We start from the raw sequence: 15,639 nt of genomic DNA, 5'->3' as shown, positions 1-15,639 counted from the left end.
AAACAGGATTGTAGTAAAAAACTTCTGGATTGTAGTAAAATACGGCAAGATTGTCGTAAAAAGTGAAGACATTGTAGTAAACAAGAGCAATCCTTAGGTAAATAGCTCTCAACAGTTGGTTTATTCCTCTGCAAATTATTTGCGCTCCTTAAAAAAACTTACTAGCCAAAACCTACAACAAAATAGAATCCACTTTATCAGGAATTAAAAATAAGGGCTATCCCCCCAGAATGCGAGAATAGCTTTAATTTGTATAACCTTCATAAATCTCCTGTAATCTCTCTTCGAATTGACTCATATGGACAATACGCGCTTCCCGTAAATATTCTTTCCCATCTATAAATAGAAGCAGCGCAGGGACTGAAAAAACAATGAACCGTTCAGCAATCTCTTCCACTTTTGCAGAATTTATATGTGCAAGCTGTATTTCTGGAAAATTTTCCATTAGTTTCCCGACCTGTGGTAAAAGGGCATGACAAACACTGCAGTCTGTATGCGAAATATAAATAAAGGATAATGGATTGCTGGAAATGAAACTGTCCACAGCTTCAATTGTGTGCAACTCCTCGAAAGTTCTCATTTTGCTCCACCTTTCTGTGCATAGTTTAGCCACCTATTAGACAAAAGTAAAGAAATCTACAGGAAAACTCATACTCCAAAAATCAACCATATTCTTCGAAAGAGCTGTTAAAAAACCCATTTTCATCAAATCCTACAGCGCAATAACCACTATTTCAAGCTAACTGTTTTTTATTTAGCTTACCTAAAGCGGTATATGGTAATTGATCGACGAATACTATTTCTTTTGGCAGTTGAAGGCGAGAGACCCTTAGGCTAAGCCACTCTATTAAGATGTCCTTTGTTACATACTCAGTACTGCTCTTTAATTCTACATATGCTACTAATCTTTGGCCGTACTGCTCGTCAGGTATACCAACAATAGCTACTTCCTCTACTGAAGGATGAAGTATTAATACTTGTTCCACTTCGATTGGATAAATATTGACTCCAGCAGAGATAACTAAATCGTCTGTTCTTCCACACAAGAAATAATAACCGTTCCGATCTCTATAGCCCAAATCTCCGGTTTCTATCCATGACGCACCTGTGTTTTTCATAGACCATTTATTTTTTATACAAAGCTGACCAACCTGTCCTTCCTTTAACGGCTTCCCGTTTTGGATGGTCTGTAGTCGCACTCCTTTAACCAATCGGCCGATAGTGTAAGAGGAGTACTGTAAATCCTGAGGAGTAGCAATTATATTAAGCCCTGCCTCCGACGTTCCATAAAGGTTGTACAATACTTGCCCTAATTTGTTGCTAACCTCAGCTATCAGCTTAGCATTTAGCTTGGCTCCACCTGAAGCAATACATTGTAGAGAGCTTAAGTCATTGGAAGAAACCTGAAGTAATCTATGAATCATAAGCGGAACGACTGTGATTACTTCGACCTTATGCTCACTAATAATTTTACTTGCCTTTTCTGCTCGAAAGTTCTCGGAAATTATCGTTTTTTTCCCTAATGCAATAAACGTAAGCAATATAGCTATACCATAACCATGGTATAGTGGCGTCGCTATATAAGCTGTTTGGTATTGCATTAACTTCAAGCGTTTTAAAAGGGTTAAAAACGGATTTAAGTAATTAAGAATAGAAGGTTTATGGATTGCTTCTTTAGGTGTCCCAGTTGTGCCTCCAGTTAGTAAGACGAGACTACTTTTAGAGGACTTTTTGAGTGGTACTTCCCTCAGATTTATATTTTCATTAATATTGCTAGCAAAGTTACTAATAATAGCTTGGTGGGATAGATGATGCTCTTCTATGAGTGAAAAGGCTTCTTCATCATGTATGTAAAAGTCAAAATTATAGGCATCAACCAATTGTTTAAACTGATTCTTACTTATATCAGGATTAAGTAAATAAATGTTTGCTCCAAGGCGAGAAACAGCAAAAATAGATTGCACGAAATAGTGATGATTCTTACATAGAAAGGCAACTCGTAGCTCAGTGCTAATATGGTAATTGTTTTTTAAATAAATCGAAGCGGCTTCGCATTGCTTAGCTAGTTGGTTATAAGTAAAGCTTTCCTTGTCACTCACTAACGCAATTTTATTTCCATATTTTTTTTCCGCTAGGCGCACTAAAACCATTAAGTTAATACCTTCTTTATAAATAGTAGAGATTAAACTAAATAATCCAAGAGGTGAGAGGAGGCCCATCTTCCATAATACTTTTAATAAGGAACCAATCATTTGTTCAACCCTCTTTTCAGTAAAAGCCTAGGTAATATTTTTTCCCAAATTCTTCGACCAATCAACGAACCAATCTGACCAATGAATAGCCACCATGGCTTATAGATTTTGTTTTTGGTATACATGGATTTCGCAATAATATTCGCTACATGGACTGGACTCATGGCAGGAGTATTTCGGTAAGCGGCAGTAGGCTCGATCATTGGAGTCTTCACTAATGGAAGATAAATGGAGGTAGTCGAGATACCTTTCCCGTTTAACTCTGGAGCAGCTGAGCGAAACCATGTATCAAAGGCAGATTTAGATGCCTGATAGGCTGCCCAAAAAGGTATAGGAAGAAGTAATGCATTAATGGTAGATACATTTATGATTTGTCCCTTATTTTTTTCTAATAAAGGAACTGTAGACAAGAGTAATTGAACCGGAGCAAAGTAATTAATAGCCATTGTTCGAGTAAAATCATGATAACGTTCTAAGGATTTTTCAATGGATCGGTTGATTGATAATCCAGCATTGCTCACAATAATATCTATTCCATCAGGTTGTCGATGTAAAAAGTGTAACAGTTTGTCCATTTCGGCTATTTTTCTCAAATCGGCAGAAAAGACACTAACTTTGGCATTGGATTGTTCAATTTCTGCTTTTATTAATAATAGTTGTTCCTCGCGTCTAGCTACTAAAATGAGGTGGGCGTTTATATCTTTTAAAACCAACGCTAGCTCTTTTCCAATCCCCGAGCTGGCTCCAGTGATAAGAATTGTTTTACCTTCAAGCTTCCTATGAAGTTTTTTTTCATTCAAAAGAGTTGAACAAAACAACAATTTTTCTATGTGGTTGTATCTATGCATTAAAACAATCCTTTTTTATTAGAAAATTTAGATAGTTATATTTTAACACTTGGATTATAAATAAAGTATAAATAAAATTTAAAGTTAAGAAATGTTGACTTCTAAGTTTTATATATGATATTATTATCTCGAATTAAAGATATATGAAGTTGAGGTAACTTTGATATATATCTCGAATTCGAAATATAAGGGTTAGAATATTTGGCGTTCTAAAACTAGGAGGCTAATAAGTATGAGTTTATGGAATAAACTTTTTGGACAAAATAACAAAGAAAAAGAAATAGGAGGAAAAGAAATGTTAAAAATAGGTATTATTTTAGGGTCAACTCGTGAAGGACGCTTAAGTCCACAAGTAGGTAACTGGGTGAAAGAATTAGCAGACAAACGTGGAGATGCTCAATATGAGATTATTGATATTGCTGACTTCAAACTTCCATTATTAGGGGAAGCTGGCGGAGACGCTTCAGGTGCTGCTGCTTGGTCTTCAAGAGTAGCTGATTGTGACGGATTCGTATTCATCGTTCAAGAATATAATCACTCTATTACTGGTGCATTGAAAAATGCTTTAGATTATCTTCGTGTAGAATGGAACAACAAAGCTGCAGGTATCGTATCTTACGGTTCAGTAGGTGGAGCTCGTGCAGCTGAACACTTACGCGGAATCTTAGGGGAATTACTAGTTGCAGATGTTCGCGTACACCCAGCTTTATCATTATTTACTGATTTTGAAAATGGTACTGATTTCAAACCAGCTGCAGTTCAAGCAGATTCTGTAAATCAAATGTTAGACCAAGTTATTCCTTGGGCAACTGCTCTAAAAACAATTCGATAATAAGAAAAGCGCAAGCGCCTATTACTGCCCCGACAAGCAAATGGAGAAAAGCGAGGAGGCAGTTCCTCAGCCACCGGAGCTTTTAACCATTTGACCTCGAGGGGCAAGGCGCTTGCGCTAGACAAATAAGAAAAGCGCAAGCACCTATTACTGCCCCGACAAGCAAATGGAGAAAAATCGAGGAGGCAGCTTTTCAGTAAAAAATCCACACTTCTAGAAAATAGAAGTGTGGATTTTTTTGTGTTTAAAATAGCGATAAGAATGACTTTTATTTGAGTATAGGTAATTCTTCAGGTGGATGAGATAATTGATAAGTGGAGCACAAATAACTGCGAACAAAAGAAGAATGTGTCATAGTAGAGAAAACTAGTATTATTTTTGCAAAAGGAGTTCCAAATGTCTTATTTAGAAATTGGGAGAATAACGATTCCTGCGATATGGATAATTGTAATAGGAGCAGTCTTTATAAGTTCTTTTCTCTATCGAGTTGCTTTAAAAGAAAAAGTAGGAGAATGGGTTAGTAATGCATTTTTTACTTATATTCTTGTGTGGAAGCTATCCTATATTTTATTTAACTTTTCGTTAGTTAGCCAAATGCCGCTATCAATCGTTTATTTTAATGGAGGAACCAAAGGGCATTTTCTTGGTATCCTTGCAGTAATTATCTATGTGATAGTTGTTGCTAAAAAGAAACCCCGGCTATATATGGAGGTACCGTATTTTCTGTTGTTATTTTTTGCTACTTATGAATTCATGAACAATATAGCAAACGAAAATATTATAATAGCTATACTATTTCTAGTAATTATCATAATCCAAATTGTTTTACATAGAAAAAAAGCAGAGTGGATGAGGGAAGCATTTACACTGTTATTTGTTGTTCAGCTTTTGCTAGTCACTATAAATGATTCGATCTTTTCCATCAAAGCCTTCACTTTTATAGGCTTTTATTTACTTTCAATGTGGATTAAATTTTTCAGAGAATAAGGCAGTTCCATTTAATGTGGGCTGCCTTTTTATTTGTTTGTTCCTTTGTATATAGACCGGACAGACTTCTTTGCAATTTAAGGTCATTATCTTCAACATATCTTATGGTAACTTTTGTATATAATACACGACTAATGCAAAAAGGGGGGACAATTATTTGAAGGTAGCACTTTTAGTGATGACAGCTGTCCTAAATCTGTTTTATTGGTCCGGAGAAGGGGAGAAGATAGCATCTATAAAGAAAAAAGAACAATTGGATCAGTCTGTGATTAGACAAAAACCACCGAAGCTAGCTGTCACTATAGGAGAAATCCCCATTAAAGTCTTTCTGTCTGGATATGGATGGAGTTACAAAGATTCAAATGGTGATTGGATGACAGTAGAGACCCATGCTATAGAACCTACGAGTGTAAAGAATATAGAGAAAGCACCTGTTGTCGAGGTGGGAGAAAAAATGGAATTCACCTTTGAGATCGCTCCTCAAAGCTTTGATGCTTTTCTATTAGAATCAGAAATTGGTCTAAAAGGGGAGCTATCCGAAATTAGTACTGGCGAACTGAAGGGAAGGGCTTCTTTTCAAGTAATCGCCGAGTGGGAGCAAGGAAGAGGTAGCTATTTGTTTTATGTAGATTTTCAATGAAGGAGCATTTGGATGATGCGTTTATTAATAATAGTCGTTCTATTGTTTGCTGGCTGTAATGTCGAGACTCCCCTCCAAGCTAAAACCTTTCAGACGTTTTATGAAGATGGAAGTACTGGACAAATGAAAACAATAGAAGAACAAGAAAAAGTCAATGAGTTCCTCCATTTAGTGAATGAGGTTGAATTTATACCGCATGAAGATCAGGAAGGAAGCGTTGGCTGGAGATACGCTGTTTACTTGTATGATGGAAAGACAGTTTTTAATACAGACTTATCTAATATCCAAAACCAAGTTTATCATTCCAAACCTAATATTATTCCATTGGTTGATACTTTTTATAAGGAGTTAAATATAGAAGAAAGCCCCATCACAGAATGATGAGGCTGGTTTGAACTAGTAAGAAATAAAATATTGTTATCTTTTCGTACCTCGGAAGCCTGCTGCTTCAGCTTCTTCCTTGCTACAAAACATCTCTTCAGCAATTGTCATTTCGTAATATTGTTGTCCAGGTGTATGATAGATTTTTTCACCTTTAGAATTGATATTACCTTTAATCGTACAATCAGCATCGTTGTTTTTTGTTGAATCTGTTTCAGTAACTTTTTCTGACTCCTCAATCGCCTCTTTATCGTAGCCTCTATCTGTTACATAATTCTCGACAGACCATATGCCAACCGCTTGTTGTTGAGCGGACTTTTGAATAGATTCGAACCAGTCAACATGCATTGTATTCGGGGCGTATATATATGCCACCCGAGCAAGTCCTTCTTTTAATAATTCTTCTTGGACACTCTTGCCATCAGCAGTGTAAATGTAGGCGAGGAGACGATTATACTTATCTCTATAAGAGACGTCAAACTCTAAGAAGACCGTATCTTGTCCCTCTAGTAGCTGTTTCGTAAAATCCTTTGCCTCCTGTCCAAAAGGCTGTACTCCAAGCTTTGGATGATTAGTTTCAGGAGTGTCTACCAATAAAAAACGAACATTTTCATTTGCACCGTTGTATTTTATTTTAATCGTATCTCCATCAATCACGCTGACTAACGGAAATTCTTCAAATTTAGATATATCGTGAATGGTACCTGGTGACGTGACCTTTGTTGGTTCTTTTTCAGTTTGTTGAGTTTCCTCAGTTGGTCCTGTAAATGGAGTTTCTTCCACTAGTTCATCTATACTGCTGCATGCCCCTAACAAAATGGTTAAGGACAACAAATACATAATCCATTTTTTCATATCAATTACCTCTCTCTTTCAATCGGTCACTATCTTAACATACAAATAAAAGGAAGAGGAAGAGAAAATGAAGAATACAGTACGTTAGACGTAGCTTTTTTCCATTTAAAATATATTTTATTTCCATTGAACGTTTTCTTTAAAGAGAGAGTCTAACAGATACGAAAGAGGGGGAACGAAAATGGAGCACCTAGTTAGGAGAGCAATCGCTGGAGATGACGATGCTTTCTTACAGCTAATGCAAATACATCGTGATGTTTTATATAAAACAGCCTTCATCTATTTGAAAAATGAGCATGAAGTACTGGAGGCTCTTCAAGAGGTGACTTATCGAGCTTATACAAAGCGTCATCAAGTGAAGGAGTCATCTTTTTTTCAAACATGGCTGGTAAGAATACTGTTGAATTATTGCATGGATACATTGAAGAAACAAGGGAAGCTAGCATCCTTAAATGAATATGTAGAGAAAGAAGAAAATACTTCTAACCCAGATCTCAATTTAGCACTTCAAGCCCTGCCAACTGCACAGCGAGAGCTTATTCATTTAAAATACTTTAATGATTTAAAGGTTAGTGAAATAGCTAGAAGGCTAAAAATTCCAGAGGGGACAGTAAAATCAAGGTTACACCATACATTAAAGAAAATTCGTGTGTTTATGGGTGAGCGAGGGGGGGATATTTGATGAGCGGTATAAAAAAGATACAGCAATTAATGGATCAGCAGATGGAGGTAATCCAGGTTAGTCAATCTACTGGAAGTGCCATATTGAATGGTATCAAGCTAGCCCAGAGAAAAAAACAACGCAAAACAAAAATAGTTTTTAGCTTATCAGCAGTAGCCGTGCTGTTCCTTGGCTTTACCTTTATGACCCGAATCTCTCCAGCCTTTGCTCAGGTGTTTGAGAGCATACCTGGCTTGGGTGCTATTGTAGCAATTGTTGAATACGACAGAGGGGTAGAAGACAGTGTTCAAAATAACTATTTTGAGGAAATCGGTGTATCCAACACAGAAAACGAGGTTACCTTTACATTAGACGGTGTCATTGCAGATGAAACTGGAATGTTACTTTCCTATACCCTCGAGTCTCCTCGATCCGTTAATGATTATCGCTTAGGTAAGACTGTACTGCTACAGAATGAGGAAGAGTTGGGTCTTGTATATGTAACTTCAGATTTTGCGCAAGATGAACAAATAAATGAAATAAAGAACACGATTAGAATTTCTGATCCTAGTAGTGTAATCGATTATTCTAATCCATCCTTTGAATTAGAAGTGTCCGTTATAGGGCAGGAGGAACTAAAATTTGTAATACCTTTTACATTAAATAATAAAATAGCAAAACCAAAGAAATATAATATTAATCAAGAGGTGGTAGTAGCTGGGCAAAAGTTTACGGTTGAACAAGTGAAAATTTCACCCTTGCATGCTGCTATTGAGATAGAAACAGATAACCAAAACGATATGGTCATTTTTGATTTCCTTTCCATTGAATTGCAAGATGGAGATGGGGATATGTGGGGAAATGGATCTTCTTCCATTAGTGGTTTTGGCAGTGCAGATAATACGAAAAGAACGTTTTTTTTGGAAAGCAGTTATTTTCAGGAACCAAAAGAGTTATTTTTAGTCATTGGTGATTTAGTCGCTTTACCAAAGGATGAGCGAGAGGTCGTCATAGATTTTGAAAAAAAAGAGGTTGTTTCTATGTCCGAGCAGTATCCGTTACAGCTTGAAAATATAAGCGAAGAAGGATTCGCAGTAAGACTAGATGAACATATACATTATAAGCACACTCTTTTTAATAATGGATTAGATACAAATGGAAAGAATATCGTGCTAAGCGTATCTAATAGATTCTCTGATACGGAGAATTTTCAAGTATTTACCTTAGAAAAAGGAATGTATGAAAATCCAGTGACCTTTGAATTGCAGGGATATCCTAATTATTTGGAGAATGATATAAGCATCAAGATAAAATAGGATGATAAGTAATGGAAGATATAAAAATAAAAAAACTTTTATGGATGTTTCCGATCGTGTTTCTTCTTCATGATGTAGAGGAAATTTTGACAGTAGAGAAATTTATTCTGCCACTTCCCTTTCAAGTAACAGAAGAAGAATTTGCGCTTGCCTTTAGCTTGCTATGGGTGATTGTTACTGTGGGATGTTTAGTCACTGCAGCAAATAAAAGATTTTTAGGGATGGCTCCTAGTTCATTTTTAATGCTGATGGTTGGAGGAATTTTTTTAGCGAATGGAATTGGTCATGTACTTCAAGGTATTTTTTTTCAAAGGTATGTGCCCGGCCTAATTACTGCGGTTATACTTTTAATACCGTTTTGCGTATATAGTATTCGTGTATTGCTAATAACTAAAATGATTAAGGGAAAACAATTACCTCTATATATAATGCTCGGATTTATATTACAAACCCCTTTTGCATTTACAGCCTTATTGATAGCAAAGTATTTGCTAAGTTAAAAATTAATACCATTTAGTTTCTTTTTATGGGATAATTAGGTAAAAATATTCAGGAGGTTATATGGCACTTTTATTAGGAGTTTTATCTATGCTGTGTGGTTCTCTTTTGATGTCTGTAAAGGTTGAAATGCTTGATAATTCGTTCTTAATGGTTTACGGGGTGGGGCTATTTTTTTTAGGTGCAATGGTACTTAGCTCGAGGAAAACAAGGAGAGTAAAGAAGCCTGTTAACTCCAAAATAATTCGTATATTCATGCTAATTTTGGGGCCAGTCATTGTGCTAAGCGGAGTTTTATTAGGGGAATATCTTTTAATATACTTAGGTTCTTTACTATTTTTATTTGGAGCTATCTTTTTTATCCTGAAAATCGAGCTTTTGGAATGGAATGTTAAGCCACTAGTAATATGCAAATATATGATTATTTTTGGAATGATTATTGTGGTGAGTACAATTATAGGATTGCAAAATGAAAGCTTAAGGTCCTTTGGGTTCATTCAGTTAATATTAGGCGTTATTTTTGCCTTGATTGAAAGCGTGAAGGAAATAAAACCGCCTGCTAAGCAAATGCCATCTAAAGCAAAATAATTTATTTTTTCTCCGAATGAGGGTACGCTAAATGTGTAAGGAAAACATGTACATAAGGAGAGATTCGCATGCAAGCAATTAAAGGGAAAACGGCATTGATTACTGGTGCAGGTCGAGGCATCGGTCGTGCAACAGCTTTAGCATTCGCTAAAGAGGGGATCAACCTTGGACTTTTAGGAAAATCAATAGAAAATTTAGAGGCAGTTGCAAGTGAATTGCAATCGTACGGTGTGAAGGTTTCTTTAGCTACTGCAGACGTTTCCAATATGGAATCTGTGAATGCTGCAGTTGAGAAAATTCGTGGCGAGCTAGGTCCAATTGAAATTTTAGTAAACAATGCTGGGATTTCAAAGTTTGGCAAGTTTCTTGAAGTAGACCCAGAAGATTGGGCTAAAATCATTCAAGTGAATGTCATGGGTGTTTACTATGTAACAAGAGCAGTATTACCAGATATGATTGAAAAAAATGCAGGAGATATTATCAATATTTCTTCTACTGCTGGCCAAAAAGGTGCTCCAGTCACAAGTGCTTATAGCGCCTCTAAAGCAGCAGTTATCGCACTAAGTGAATCATTAATGCTAGAAGTAAGAAAGCAAAATATTCGTGTAGTAACATTGACACCAAGTACTGTCGCAACAGATATGGCAGTTGAATTAAATCTTACAGATGGCAATCCAGAAAAAGTTATGCAGCCAGAAGACATTGCTGACTTCATGGTAGCCCAGCTGAAGATGAATCCAAGAATTCTACTTAAATCAGCTGGATTATGGTCAACTAATCCATAAATATTAAAAGATGATCGTGATGAAAATCACGATCTTTTTTGTTTACGACAATATTGGTATGGATTACTACAATCGCCCAATAGATCGCGACAATCACTCTATGGATTACGACAATACAGGCTTGAAATACTACAATCGGCCAATGAATTACTACAATCATTACTTGGATTACGACAATCACTCCTCGAATTACTACAATCCCCTCAAAGTGAATTTCATTAAAACTATTTCTTTATTAATGTATAAAAAAAATCATAAATATGGAATATTCTGATTCAATCTAGCATATAAATAAGTAGGTTTGTGTTTTTCTATAAAAGGGAGGAGACTTAAGAGCTAAATTATGTTCAAGCAACCTATTCCATAGGGGAAATTAATAGACAAGCATAGGGAAGATAGATAAAAAATATGAGATTACAAAATGGGGGACAATCTTGGTTAAATTAAATAAGCTTGGGATCATCTTGACTTCATCTGCATTGACCGTTGGATTATTTTCTACTACTGCTAGCGCGGCAACTACGGGATTGGGGCAGCCGGATAAACCGTTAGTTCAGGTAGCATCTTCAGAGGTTGTTTATACGAAGGAAGATTTGATTAAAAAGTTTCGCTCGTATTTTCCAAAGCAATTTGATTCATTAAAAAGTAGTGACTTTCAAATGAGTAGTGGCAGCTATTACTTCCCAGAGGATGAGACAACTCGATATAATCTAAGCTTTACTCAAACGGTTGAAGGAAAAAGAGTATATGGCAACGTGGGATTTGTTGGTGAAAATTTAGACATCGAACATTACTCGTACTCACCACCAATTGGATCGGATGCCTTATTTCCAGCGAAGGTTTCCAAGGATGAAGCAAGAAAATTAGCAGAAGACTTCGTTAAGAGTTTGTTGAAGGAAGACTCATACAAGTTAGAAAGTGATAACAATTATTATTACCCAACTCGCATTTTAACAGAGCCTATTAATTATTCCTTCTCCTTCTCAAAAACCAAAAATGATATTTCAATATCGGATAACCGCGTGGAAGTGACGATTCTTGGAAATGGTCAAATCACTAATTTTTACAAATATCCATCCAAACAAGAAAAGAACACTTTTGACGAAGTAAAAAACATTAAGTCTGAAAAGGATATATTAAGTAAATTAAAAGAAAATGTTAAAGTAGAGCTTCAATATCAGGTGAATGTGGATTACCAGTCAGGAGAGCGCACGGTTAAGCTGATTTATCAACCAACGGGTAATTTTATTGGGGTCCATGCTTCAACTGGCAAATGGTTAACTGCAAATGGATTGACAGATAAATTTCCTTCAAAGACAAAGGTTACAAAGATTGTAGAGAAACCTCTACCTGCAAAACAAAAGGGAATAACGGTAGAGGAAGCTAAAAAAGTTGCAGAAAAGCTCCTACAAAATAAATCAGACAAATTGAAGCTAAGCATCCAATCAATTGATGAAATTGAAAATTATAATGGTCAGACTGTTTACAGCATTCAGTACATGTATAACCACAAAAATGGTGGAAGTGGTGCTAGTATTGAGATTAATAAAGCTACTGGAGAAATTGTTCAATATCATAATATGATGGGATATTTACTTCAAGAGCTAGGAGAAAAGCAAGCCGTAGCAAAGCCAATTTCTCAAAAGGAAGCCTTAGCGAAAGCAACAGCTTTTATCAAAGAATGGATTCCTTCTTCCTTGCATAACTTTAGCATGCCAGTTGACGAGCCATACTATGATGAAGGAATGGGAACATATAACTTCTCCTTCCCTCGAGTAGTAAATGGAATACTAGTAAACGGAGATATGATTAATGTAGGTGTTTCTGCAGATGGCTCACTAAGCAGCCTATATGTAAATGAACAAAAAATAGATGAGTGGCCTTCTGTAAAGGATGTACTTCCTGAGAAAGAGGCAATGGCAATCTTAAGTAGTTCTTTAAAGGTAAAGTTAAATTATACAAAGCAAATGCAAAAGAAGGATAATAAGCATTATGATTTACTGTATGTGCCTGTCTACAACGATAGCCTTTACAGTACACTAGATGCTAAGACCGGTAAATGGAGCAGCCTATATGGAGAGCAAAGCTCAGTGGTTGTTTCACACCCGACTGCTGAGGAAGAACTAAATTACTTAATTAGCACGAAGATTTTAGATGTGAAGGATGCCAAAACCTTTAATGGAGATGCTGCTATTTCAAAAGGTGAGGCACTTAAAATTCTGATGAATTCTCTCACCTACTTCTATGAGGGAAGATATTATTATGAAAATGAAGCAATGGAGCAAACATTTGATAATATTGATCCAAAGCATCCGTTATATCAAGTAATTGAAAGAGCCGTTGGTTCTGAAATTCTGAAAGTAGAAGGCAAAAAATTTGATGTAGACTCACCAGTAACAAGAGAAGAACTTTCTACATGGTATATTAGAGTACTCGGCTTAGAGCATGCTGCAAAGCACTATGATATATACAAGGTAGACTTCGCTGATACAAAAAATATAAATCCTGATTACATTGGATATGTCGCTCTAGCAAATAAATACGGGCTATTTGAAACAGATAAAAATCAATTTAATCCTAAGCAAGAAGTGACCTATGCGGAAATGTCAGTTTCTACTATTCGTCTAGCTCATGAGATTGCCAAAAAGGGAAGATATATTAATTATTAAATAAATGCGAGCCCTCGTGTAAGCGAGGGTTTTTATTGTGGTCAGAGGTTTAAAATATTTACAATTGGGGTTGTTATAAAATGAATAAATGGATTACTTTTGATTTGGATGGAACAATTATGCAAAACCCTTTTGTTAGTCATGTGTTTCCAAAGATACAGCGTATCATCCATGAGAAAAAGAGAGATTCTGGAGATTGTGTAGAAGCATTTGTCCTAGAGCATCAAACTCTATTGAGCCAGGGGAAATTTGTTGAGGCATATGATTGGGAACAAATTGTGAATTCATATACTAATAGCATAAACCTGAACCTCCCGATTAATGTGGAAGAGATAGTGAAAAAATATTGTATGCCAACATCAATCTATCTCTTAGAAGAAGGAATTATAGAAGTTCTGCAGGAGTTAAAGCGAAGAGGATATTCACTGGCAGTTATAACAAATGGTTATTTAAAGTATCAGCTGCCTGTATTGGATGCTTTAGGGCTTACTGCATGTTTTGATAAAATAATTACCCCTGATACAGCTGGCTATGCTAAGCCAGATACAAGGGTGTTTAAGAAGCTTCAAGCAGTTGTAGCACATATAGGAGATCGAATTGATCACGATATTATTCCAGCAAATAAGATGGGAGTAAGGACTGTATGGATCAATAGGAGCCTACCTAATCACTTCAAGAAAGTTAAGTCCAATGCAAGAGCGGGATGTAAAGGAATGGAGGATATTCTCCTAGTTAAGCTCACAAAGGAATCAAATAATAATGTAATATCTCTCCCAAGCGAAGCTATCCCAACACACGTAATTTTTAGTATTACTGAGCTTTTGGATATTTTGACATAAGCCTCACTGTATTTGAGAAAAATTAATTAATTGCACTTATTTACAAAGATTGGTAATTTATATATTAGAAAATTAGAGTGGGGAGTAAGGGATATGGAGCAATTCATTCAACCGATTCAATACAACATCCTAAAGGAACAAGCAAAAAAGTTAGTGAATGGGCTTGGAGTTACTAAGGATAAAGCAGTTACCAAAGCTTTAAAGGAGCTTGTCCAAGAAAAAAACAGTGAAGCCTTTACGGATTTAAACAAAGAACAGCAGCTATTAATCGATAAAATTTTAGGCCTAGAGAACAAGGAACAGTTAGAAGCCTTTTTAAAAGAACTAAGAACTTTAGTAATTCCTTTTCCAGAGGTTTCGGAGCATACGATAAAAAAATTCTTTCCAAAGGATAAAAAACTAAAGGCCCCTAAACAAAGCGTAGAAGAAAGAATTGGTTCAGTCTATTTCTGTATCACCGATAATGGTACTAATCGAAAGTATATAATATACGAAAAAGATGGCCAATTACATGGAAGACGTGGAACATATGGTAACCAAGTGAAGAAAGGAATTTGTGCCATTTGTAATCACCTCGAAGACGTCACTATGTTTATGGTGAGTTCGAAAAAAGGAAATGAAGGAACATTTACGAAACAAGGAAATACCATTTGCGTGGATAGCATACGATGTAACGAAAATATCACAGACGCCTCTAAGCTAACAGAATTTTTAAGTGGTTTGAAATAATTTGAAATGCTCTTTGATGGAAGAAAATTTGTCAAAGAGCATTTTTTAGATGAAGGAGTAAGAGAAAAGATAATTCTTTTTAGGAGTTGGCATGAATTTCATTGCCTGCTCCTTTTTTCTGTTCTTTAATGTGGGACTAGACAATATACATGGTGTATAGGAATTATTGAGTGTGATAAAAGAGGTGCAAAGGGGATAAAAAGTATGTTTTATAGGTTTTTTTCTAAGCAGAAGTTACACATCTTCGCCCCTGTAGATGGGGAGGTACTTTCTTTAGATGATGTTCCAGATCCGGTGTTTAGTCAAAGGATGCTAGGAGATGGAGTAGCCATCATGCCAAGTGGAGGAAATATTCTTGCTCCTTGTAGTGGGACGATTATACATCTTGCTAACACAAAGCATGCTATTGGTCTACGAACAGGCGATAATACAGAGCTTCTTATCCATGTTGGATTGGAAACTGTTTCCTTAGGGGGACAAGGCTTTACTGCTTGTGTAAAAGCAGGGGATAAGGTGGAAAAAGGTCAGCTGCTACTAAAGGTGGATTGGGATTTTCTACAGGAGAATGCTGCCAGTCTGGTGACACCTCTTGTCATAACTAATAGTGCAGAAAAGACTGTTCAATTAGAACAAGTACAACATTGCGAACAAGGGAAAACGGTTTTGATGACCACTTTCTCCAAATGAACAAATTAAAAGGAATTTGGAGGTGAGGAGAGCAAGTTAATTGTTTTGGCTTAAGCAATCATTTTAAAGATT

The 15,639-nt window shown here is 36.1% G+C and carries 18 protein-coding genes; 13 read left to right on the top strand and 5 right to left on the bottom strand.

Features of this window, described 5'->3' with window-relative positions:
* Positions 1-244: 244 nt before the first annotated feature.
* From MKY94_RS17615 to MKY94_RS17605, 3 genes are all read right to left on the bottom strand, one after another.
* Positions 245-580 carry a thioredoxin family protein gene (locus MKY94_RS17615; RefSeq protein WP_342577519.1) on the bottom strand — a complete coding sequence of 112 codons (336 nt, stop codon included), beginning with the start codon at positions 578-580 and terminating at the stop codon, positions 245-247.
* 154 nt (positions 581-734) lie between these two features.
* Positions 735-2,252: an AMP-binding protein gene (locus MKY94_RS17610; protein ID WP_342577518.1), complete on the bottom strand. Its 1,518-nt coding sequence runs from the start codon at positions 2,250-2,252 to the stop codon at positions 735-737.
* Positions 2,249-3,052 (bottom strand): SDR family NAD(P)-dependent oxidoreductase, encoded by an 804-nt coding sequence (locus MKY94_RS17605; protein WP_342577517.1) that lies wholly within the window; start codon positions 3,050-3,052, stop codon positions 2,249-2,251. Before MKY94_RS17605 ends, MKY94_RS17610 begins: the two co-directional genes overlap by 4 nt.
* A gap of 280 nt (positions 3,053-3,332) precedes the next feature.
* Between MKY94_RS17605 and MKY94_RS17600 the strand changes: the two genes are divergently transcribed.
* From MKY94_RS17600 to MKY94_RS17585, 4 genes are all read left to right on the top strand, one after another.
* The gene (locus tag MKY94_RS17600) at positions 3,333-3,932 is read left to right on the top strand and encodes an NADPH-dependent FMN reductase (protein WP_144540720.1); all 600 of its coding nucleotides are present in this window, start codon (positions 3,333-3,335) and stop codon (positions 3,930-3,932) included.
* 396 nt (positions 3,933-4,328) lie between these two features.
* Positions 4,329-4,919, top strand: coding sequence for a hypothetical protein (locus MKY94_RS17595; protein ID WP_144540723.1), 591 nt, complete (start codon positions 4,329-4,331; stop codon positions 4,917-4,919).
* A 157-nt stretch (positions 4,920-5,076) separates the two neighbouring features.
* Entirely contained in the window at positions 5,077-5,559 is a 483-nt protein-coding gene (locus MKY94_RS17590; RefSeq protein ID WP_144540726.1) for a hypothetical protein, read from the top strand.
* Positions 5,560-5,571: 12 nt separating this feature from the next.
* On the top strand, positions 5,572-5,940 hold the full coding sequence (locus tag MKY94_RS17585; protein WP_342577516.1) for a hypothetical protein: 369 nt from the start codon (positions 5,572-5,574) through the stop codon (positions 5,938-5,940).
* A 36-nt stretch (positions 5,941-5,976) separates the two neighbouring features.
* Here MKY94_RS17585 and MKY94_RS17580 read toward each other — a convergent pair whose 3' ends face one another.
* Positions 5,977-6,795: a thermonuclease family protein gene (locus MKY94_RS17580; RefSeq protein WP_191697854.1), complete on the bottom strand. Its 819-nt coding sequence runs from the start codon at positions 6,793-6,795 to the stop codon at positions 5,977-5,979.
* A gap of 181 nt (positions 6,796-6,976) precedes the next feature.
* Between MKY94_RS17580 and MKY94_RS17575 the strand changes: the two genes are divergently transcribed.
* The 5 genes from MKY94_RS17575 to MKY94_RS17555 all read left to right on the top strand — a co-directional run bounded on the left by MKY94_RS17575 (position 6,977) and on the right by MKY94_RS17555 (position 10,643).
* Positions 6,977-7,477 carry a sigma-70 family RNA polymerase sigma factor gene (locus tag MKY94_RS17575; RefSeq protein ID WP_154309913.1) on the top strand — a complete coding sequence of 167 codons (501 nt, stop codon included), beginning with the start codon at positions 6,977-6,979 and terminating at the stop codon, positions 7,475-7,477.
* Entirely contained in the window at positions 7,477-8,772 is a 1,296-nt protein-coding gene (locus tag MKY94_RS17570; protein ID WP_144540737.1) for a DUF4179 domain-containing protein, read from the top strand. Before MKY94_RS17575 ends, MKY94_RS17570 begins: the two co-directional genes overlap by 1 nt.
* An 11-nt stretch (positions 8,773-8,783) precedes the next feature.
* Complete coding sequence (locus MKY94_RS17565) at positions 8,784-9,272, top strand: HXXEE domain-containing protein (RefSeq protein WP_151112643.1); 489 nt, start codon at positions 8,784-8,786, stop codon at positions 9,270-9,272.
* 61 nt (positions 9,273-9,333) lie between these two features.
* Positions 9,334-9,858, top strand: a complete 525-nt coding sequence (locus MKY94_RS17560; protein WP_144540743.1) for a hypothetical protein — start codon at positions 9,334-9,336, stop codon at positions 9,856-9,858.
* A 68-nt stretch (positions 9,859-9,926) separates the two neighbouring features.
* Positions 9,927-10,643 carry a 3-ketoacyl-ACP reductase gene (locus MKY94_RS17555; RefSeq protein WP_342577515.1) on the top strand — a complete coding sequence of 239 codons (717 nt, stop codon included), beginning with the start codon at positions 9,927-9,929 and terminating at the stop codon, positions 10,641-10,643.
* Here MKY94_RS17555 and MKY94_RS17550 read toward each other — a convergent pair.
* Complete coding sequence (locus MKY94_RS17550; RefSeq protein ID WP_342577514.1) at positions 10,633-10,824, bottom strand: hypothetical protein; 192 nt, start codon at positions 10,822-10,824, stop codon at positions 10,633-10,635. The two genes, MKY94_RS17555 and MKY94_RS17550, sit on opposite strands and share 11 nt — an antisense overlap.
* A 253-nt stretch (positions 10,825-11,077) precedes the next feature.
* Between MKY94_RS17550 and MKY94_RS17545 the strand changes: the two genes are divergently transcribed.
* The 4 genes from MKY94_RS17545 (at position 11,078) to MKY94_RS17530 (ending at position 15,567) form a co-directional block, all read left to right on the top strand.
* On the top strand, positions 11,078-13,312 hold the full coding sequence (locus MKY94_RS17545) for a YcdB/YcdC domain-containing protein (protein WP_342577513.1): 2,235 nt from the start codon (positions 11,078-11,080) through the stop codon (positions 13,310-13,312).
* An 80-nt stretch (positions 13,313-13,392) separates the two neighbouring features.
* Positions 13,393-14,151 (top strand): HAD family hydrolase, encoded by a 759-nt coding sequence (locus MKY94_RS17540; RefSeq protein WP_342577512.1) that lies wholly within the window; start codon positions 13,393-13,395, stop codon positions 14,149-14,151.
* A 93-nt stretch (positions 14,152-14,244) separates the two neighbouring features.
* The gene (locus MKY94_RS17535) at positions 14,245-14,880 is read left to right on the top strand and encodes a FusB/FusC family EF-G-binding protein (protein ID WP_342577511.1); all 636 of its coding nucleotides are present in this window, start codon (positions 14,245-14,247) and stop codon (positions 14,878-14,880) included.
* 204 nt (positions 14,881-15,084) lie between these two features.
* Positions 15,085-15,567: a PTS glucose transporter subunit IIA gene (locus tag MKY94_RS17530; RefSeq protein ID WP_342577510.1), complete on the top strand. Its 483-nt coding sequence runs from the start codon at positions 15,085-15,087 to the stop codon at positions 15,565-15,567.
* Positions 15,568-15,639 lie beyond the last annotated feature (72 nt).

Source organism: Psychrobacillus sp. FSL K6-2843 (genome assembly GCF_038626375.1).
Classification (GTDB): Bacteria; Bacillota; Bacilli; order Bacillales_A; family Planococcaceae; genus Psychrobacillus; species Psychrobacillus faecigallinarum.
The sequence above is the reverse complement of the archived record's forward strand: the minus strand, read 5'-3'. Positions and strand labels throughout refer to the sequence as shown.

Excerpts from the sequence above, each read along its gene's own strand:
- MKY94_RS17615 (WP_342577519.1), bottom strand. The coding sequence starts at position 580 with ATGAGAACTTTCGAGGAGTTGCACACAATTGAAGCTGTGGACAGTTTC.
- MKY94_RS17610 (WP_342577518.1), bottom strand. The coding sequence starts at position 2,252 with ATGATTGGTTCCTTATTAAAAGTATTATGGAAGATGGGCCTCCTCTCA.
- MKY94_RS17600 (WP_144540720.1), top strand. The coding sequence starts at position 3,333 with ATGAGTTTATGGAATAAACTTTTTGGACAAAATAACAAAGAAAAAGAA.
- MKY94_RS17595 (WP_144540723.1), top strand. The coding sequence starts at position 4,329 with ATGTCTTATTTAGAAATTGGGAGAATAACGATTCCTGCGATATGGATA.
- MKY94_RS17585 (WP_342577516.1), top strand. The coding sequence starts at position 5,572 with ATGATGCGTTTATTAATAATAGTCGTTCTATTGTTTGCTGGCTGTAAT.
- MKY94_RS17580 (WP_191697854.1), bottom strand. The coding sequence starts at position 6,795 with ATGAAAAAATGGATTATGTATTTGTTGTCCTTAACCATTTTGTTAGGG.
- MKY94_RS17575 (WP_154309913.1), top strand. The coding sequence starts at position 6,977 with ATGGAGCACCTAGTTAGGAGAGCAATCGCTGGAGATGACGATGCTTTC.
- MKY94_RS17570 (WP_144540737.1), top strand. The coding sequence starts at position 7,477 with ATGAGCGGTATAAAAAAGATACAGCAATTAATGGATCAGCAGATGGAG.
- MKY94_RS17565 (WP_151112643.1), top strand. The coding sequence starts at position 8,784 with ATGGAAGATATAAAAATAAAAAAACTTTTATGGATGTTTCCGATCGTG.
- MKY94_RS17560 (WP_144540743.1), top strand. The coding sequence starts at position 9,334 with ATGGCACTTTTATTAGGAGTTTTATCTATGCTGTGTGGTTCTCTTTTG.
- MKY94_RS17555 (WP_342577515.1), top strand. The coding sequence starts at position 9,927 with ATGCAAGCAATTAAAGGGAAAACGGCATTGATTACTGGTGCAGGTCGA.
- MKY94_RS17540 (WP_342577512.1), top strand. The coding sequence starts at position 13,393 with ATGAATAAATGGATTACTTTTGATTTGGATGGAACAATTATGCAAAAC.
- MKY94_RS17535 (WP_342577511.1), top strand. The coding sequence starts at position 14,245 with ATGGAGCAATTCATTCAACCGATTCAATACAACATCCTAAAGGAACAA.
- MKY94_RS17530 (WP_342577510.1), top strand. The coding sequence starts at position 15,085 with ATGTTTTATAGGTTTTTTTCTAAGCAGAAGTTACACATCTTCGCCCCT.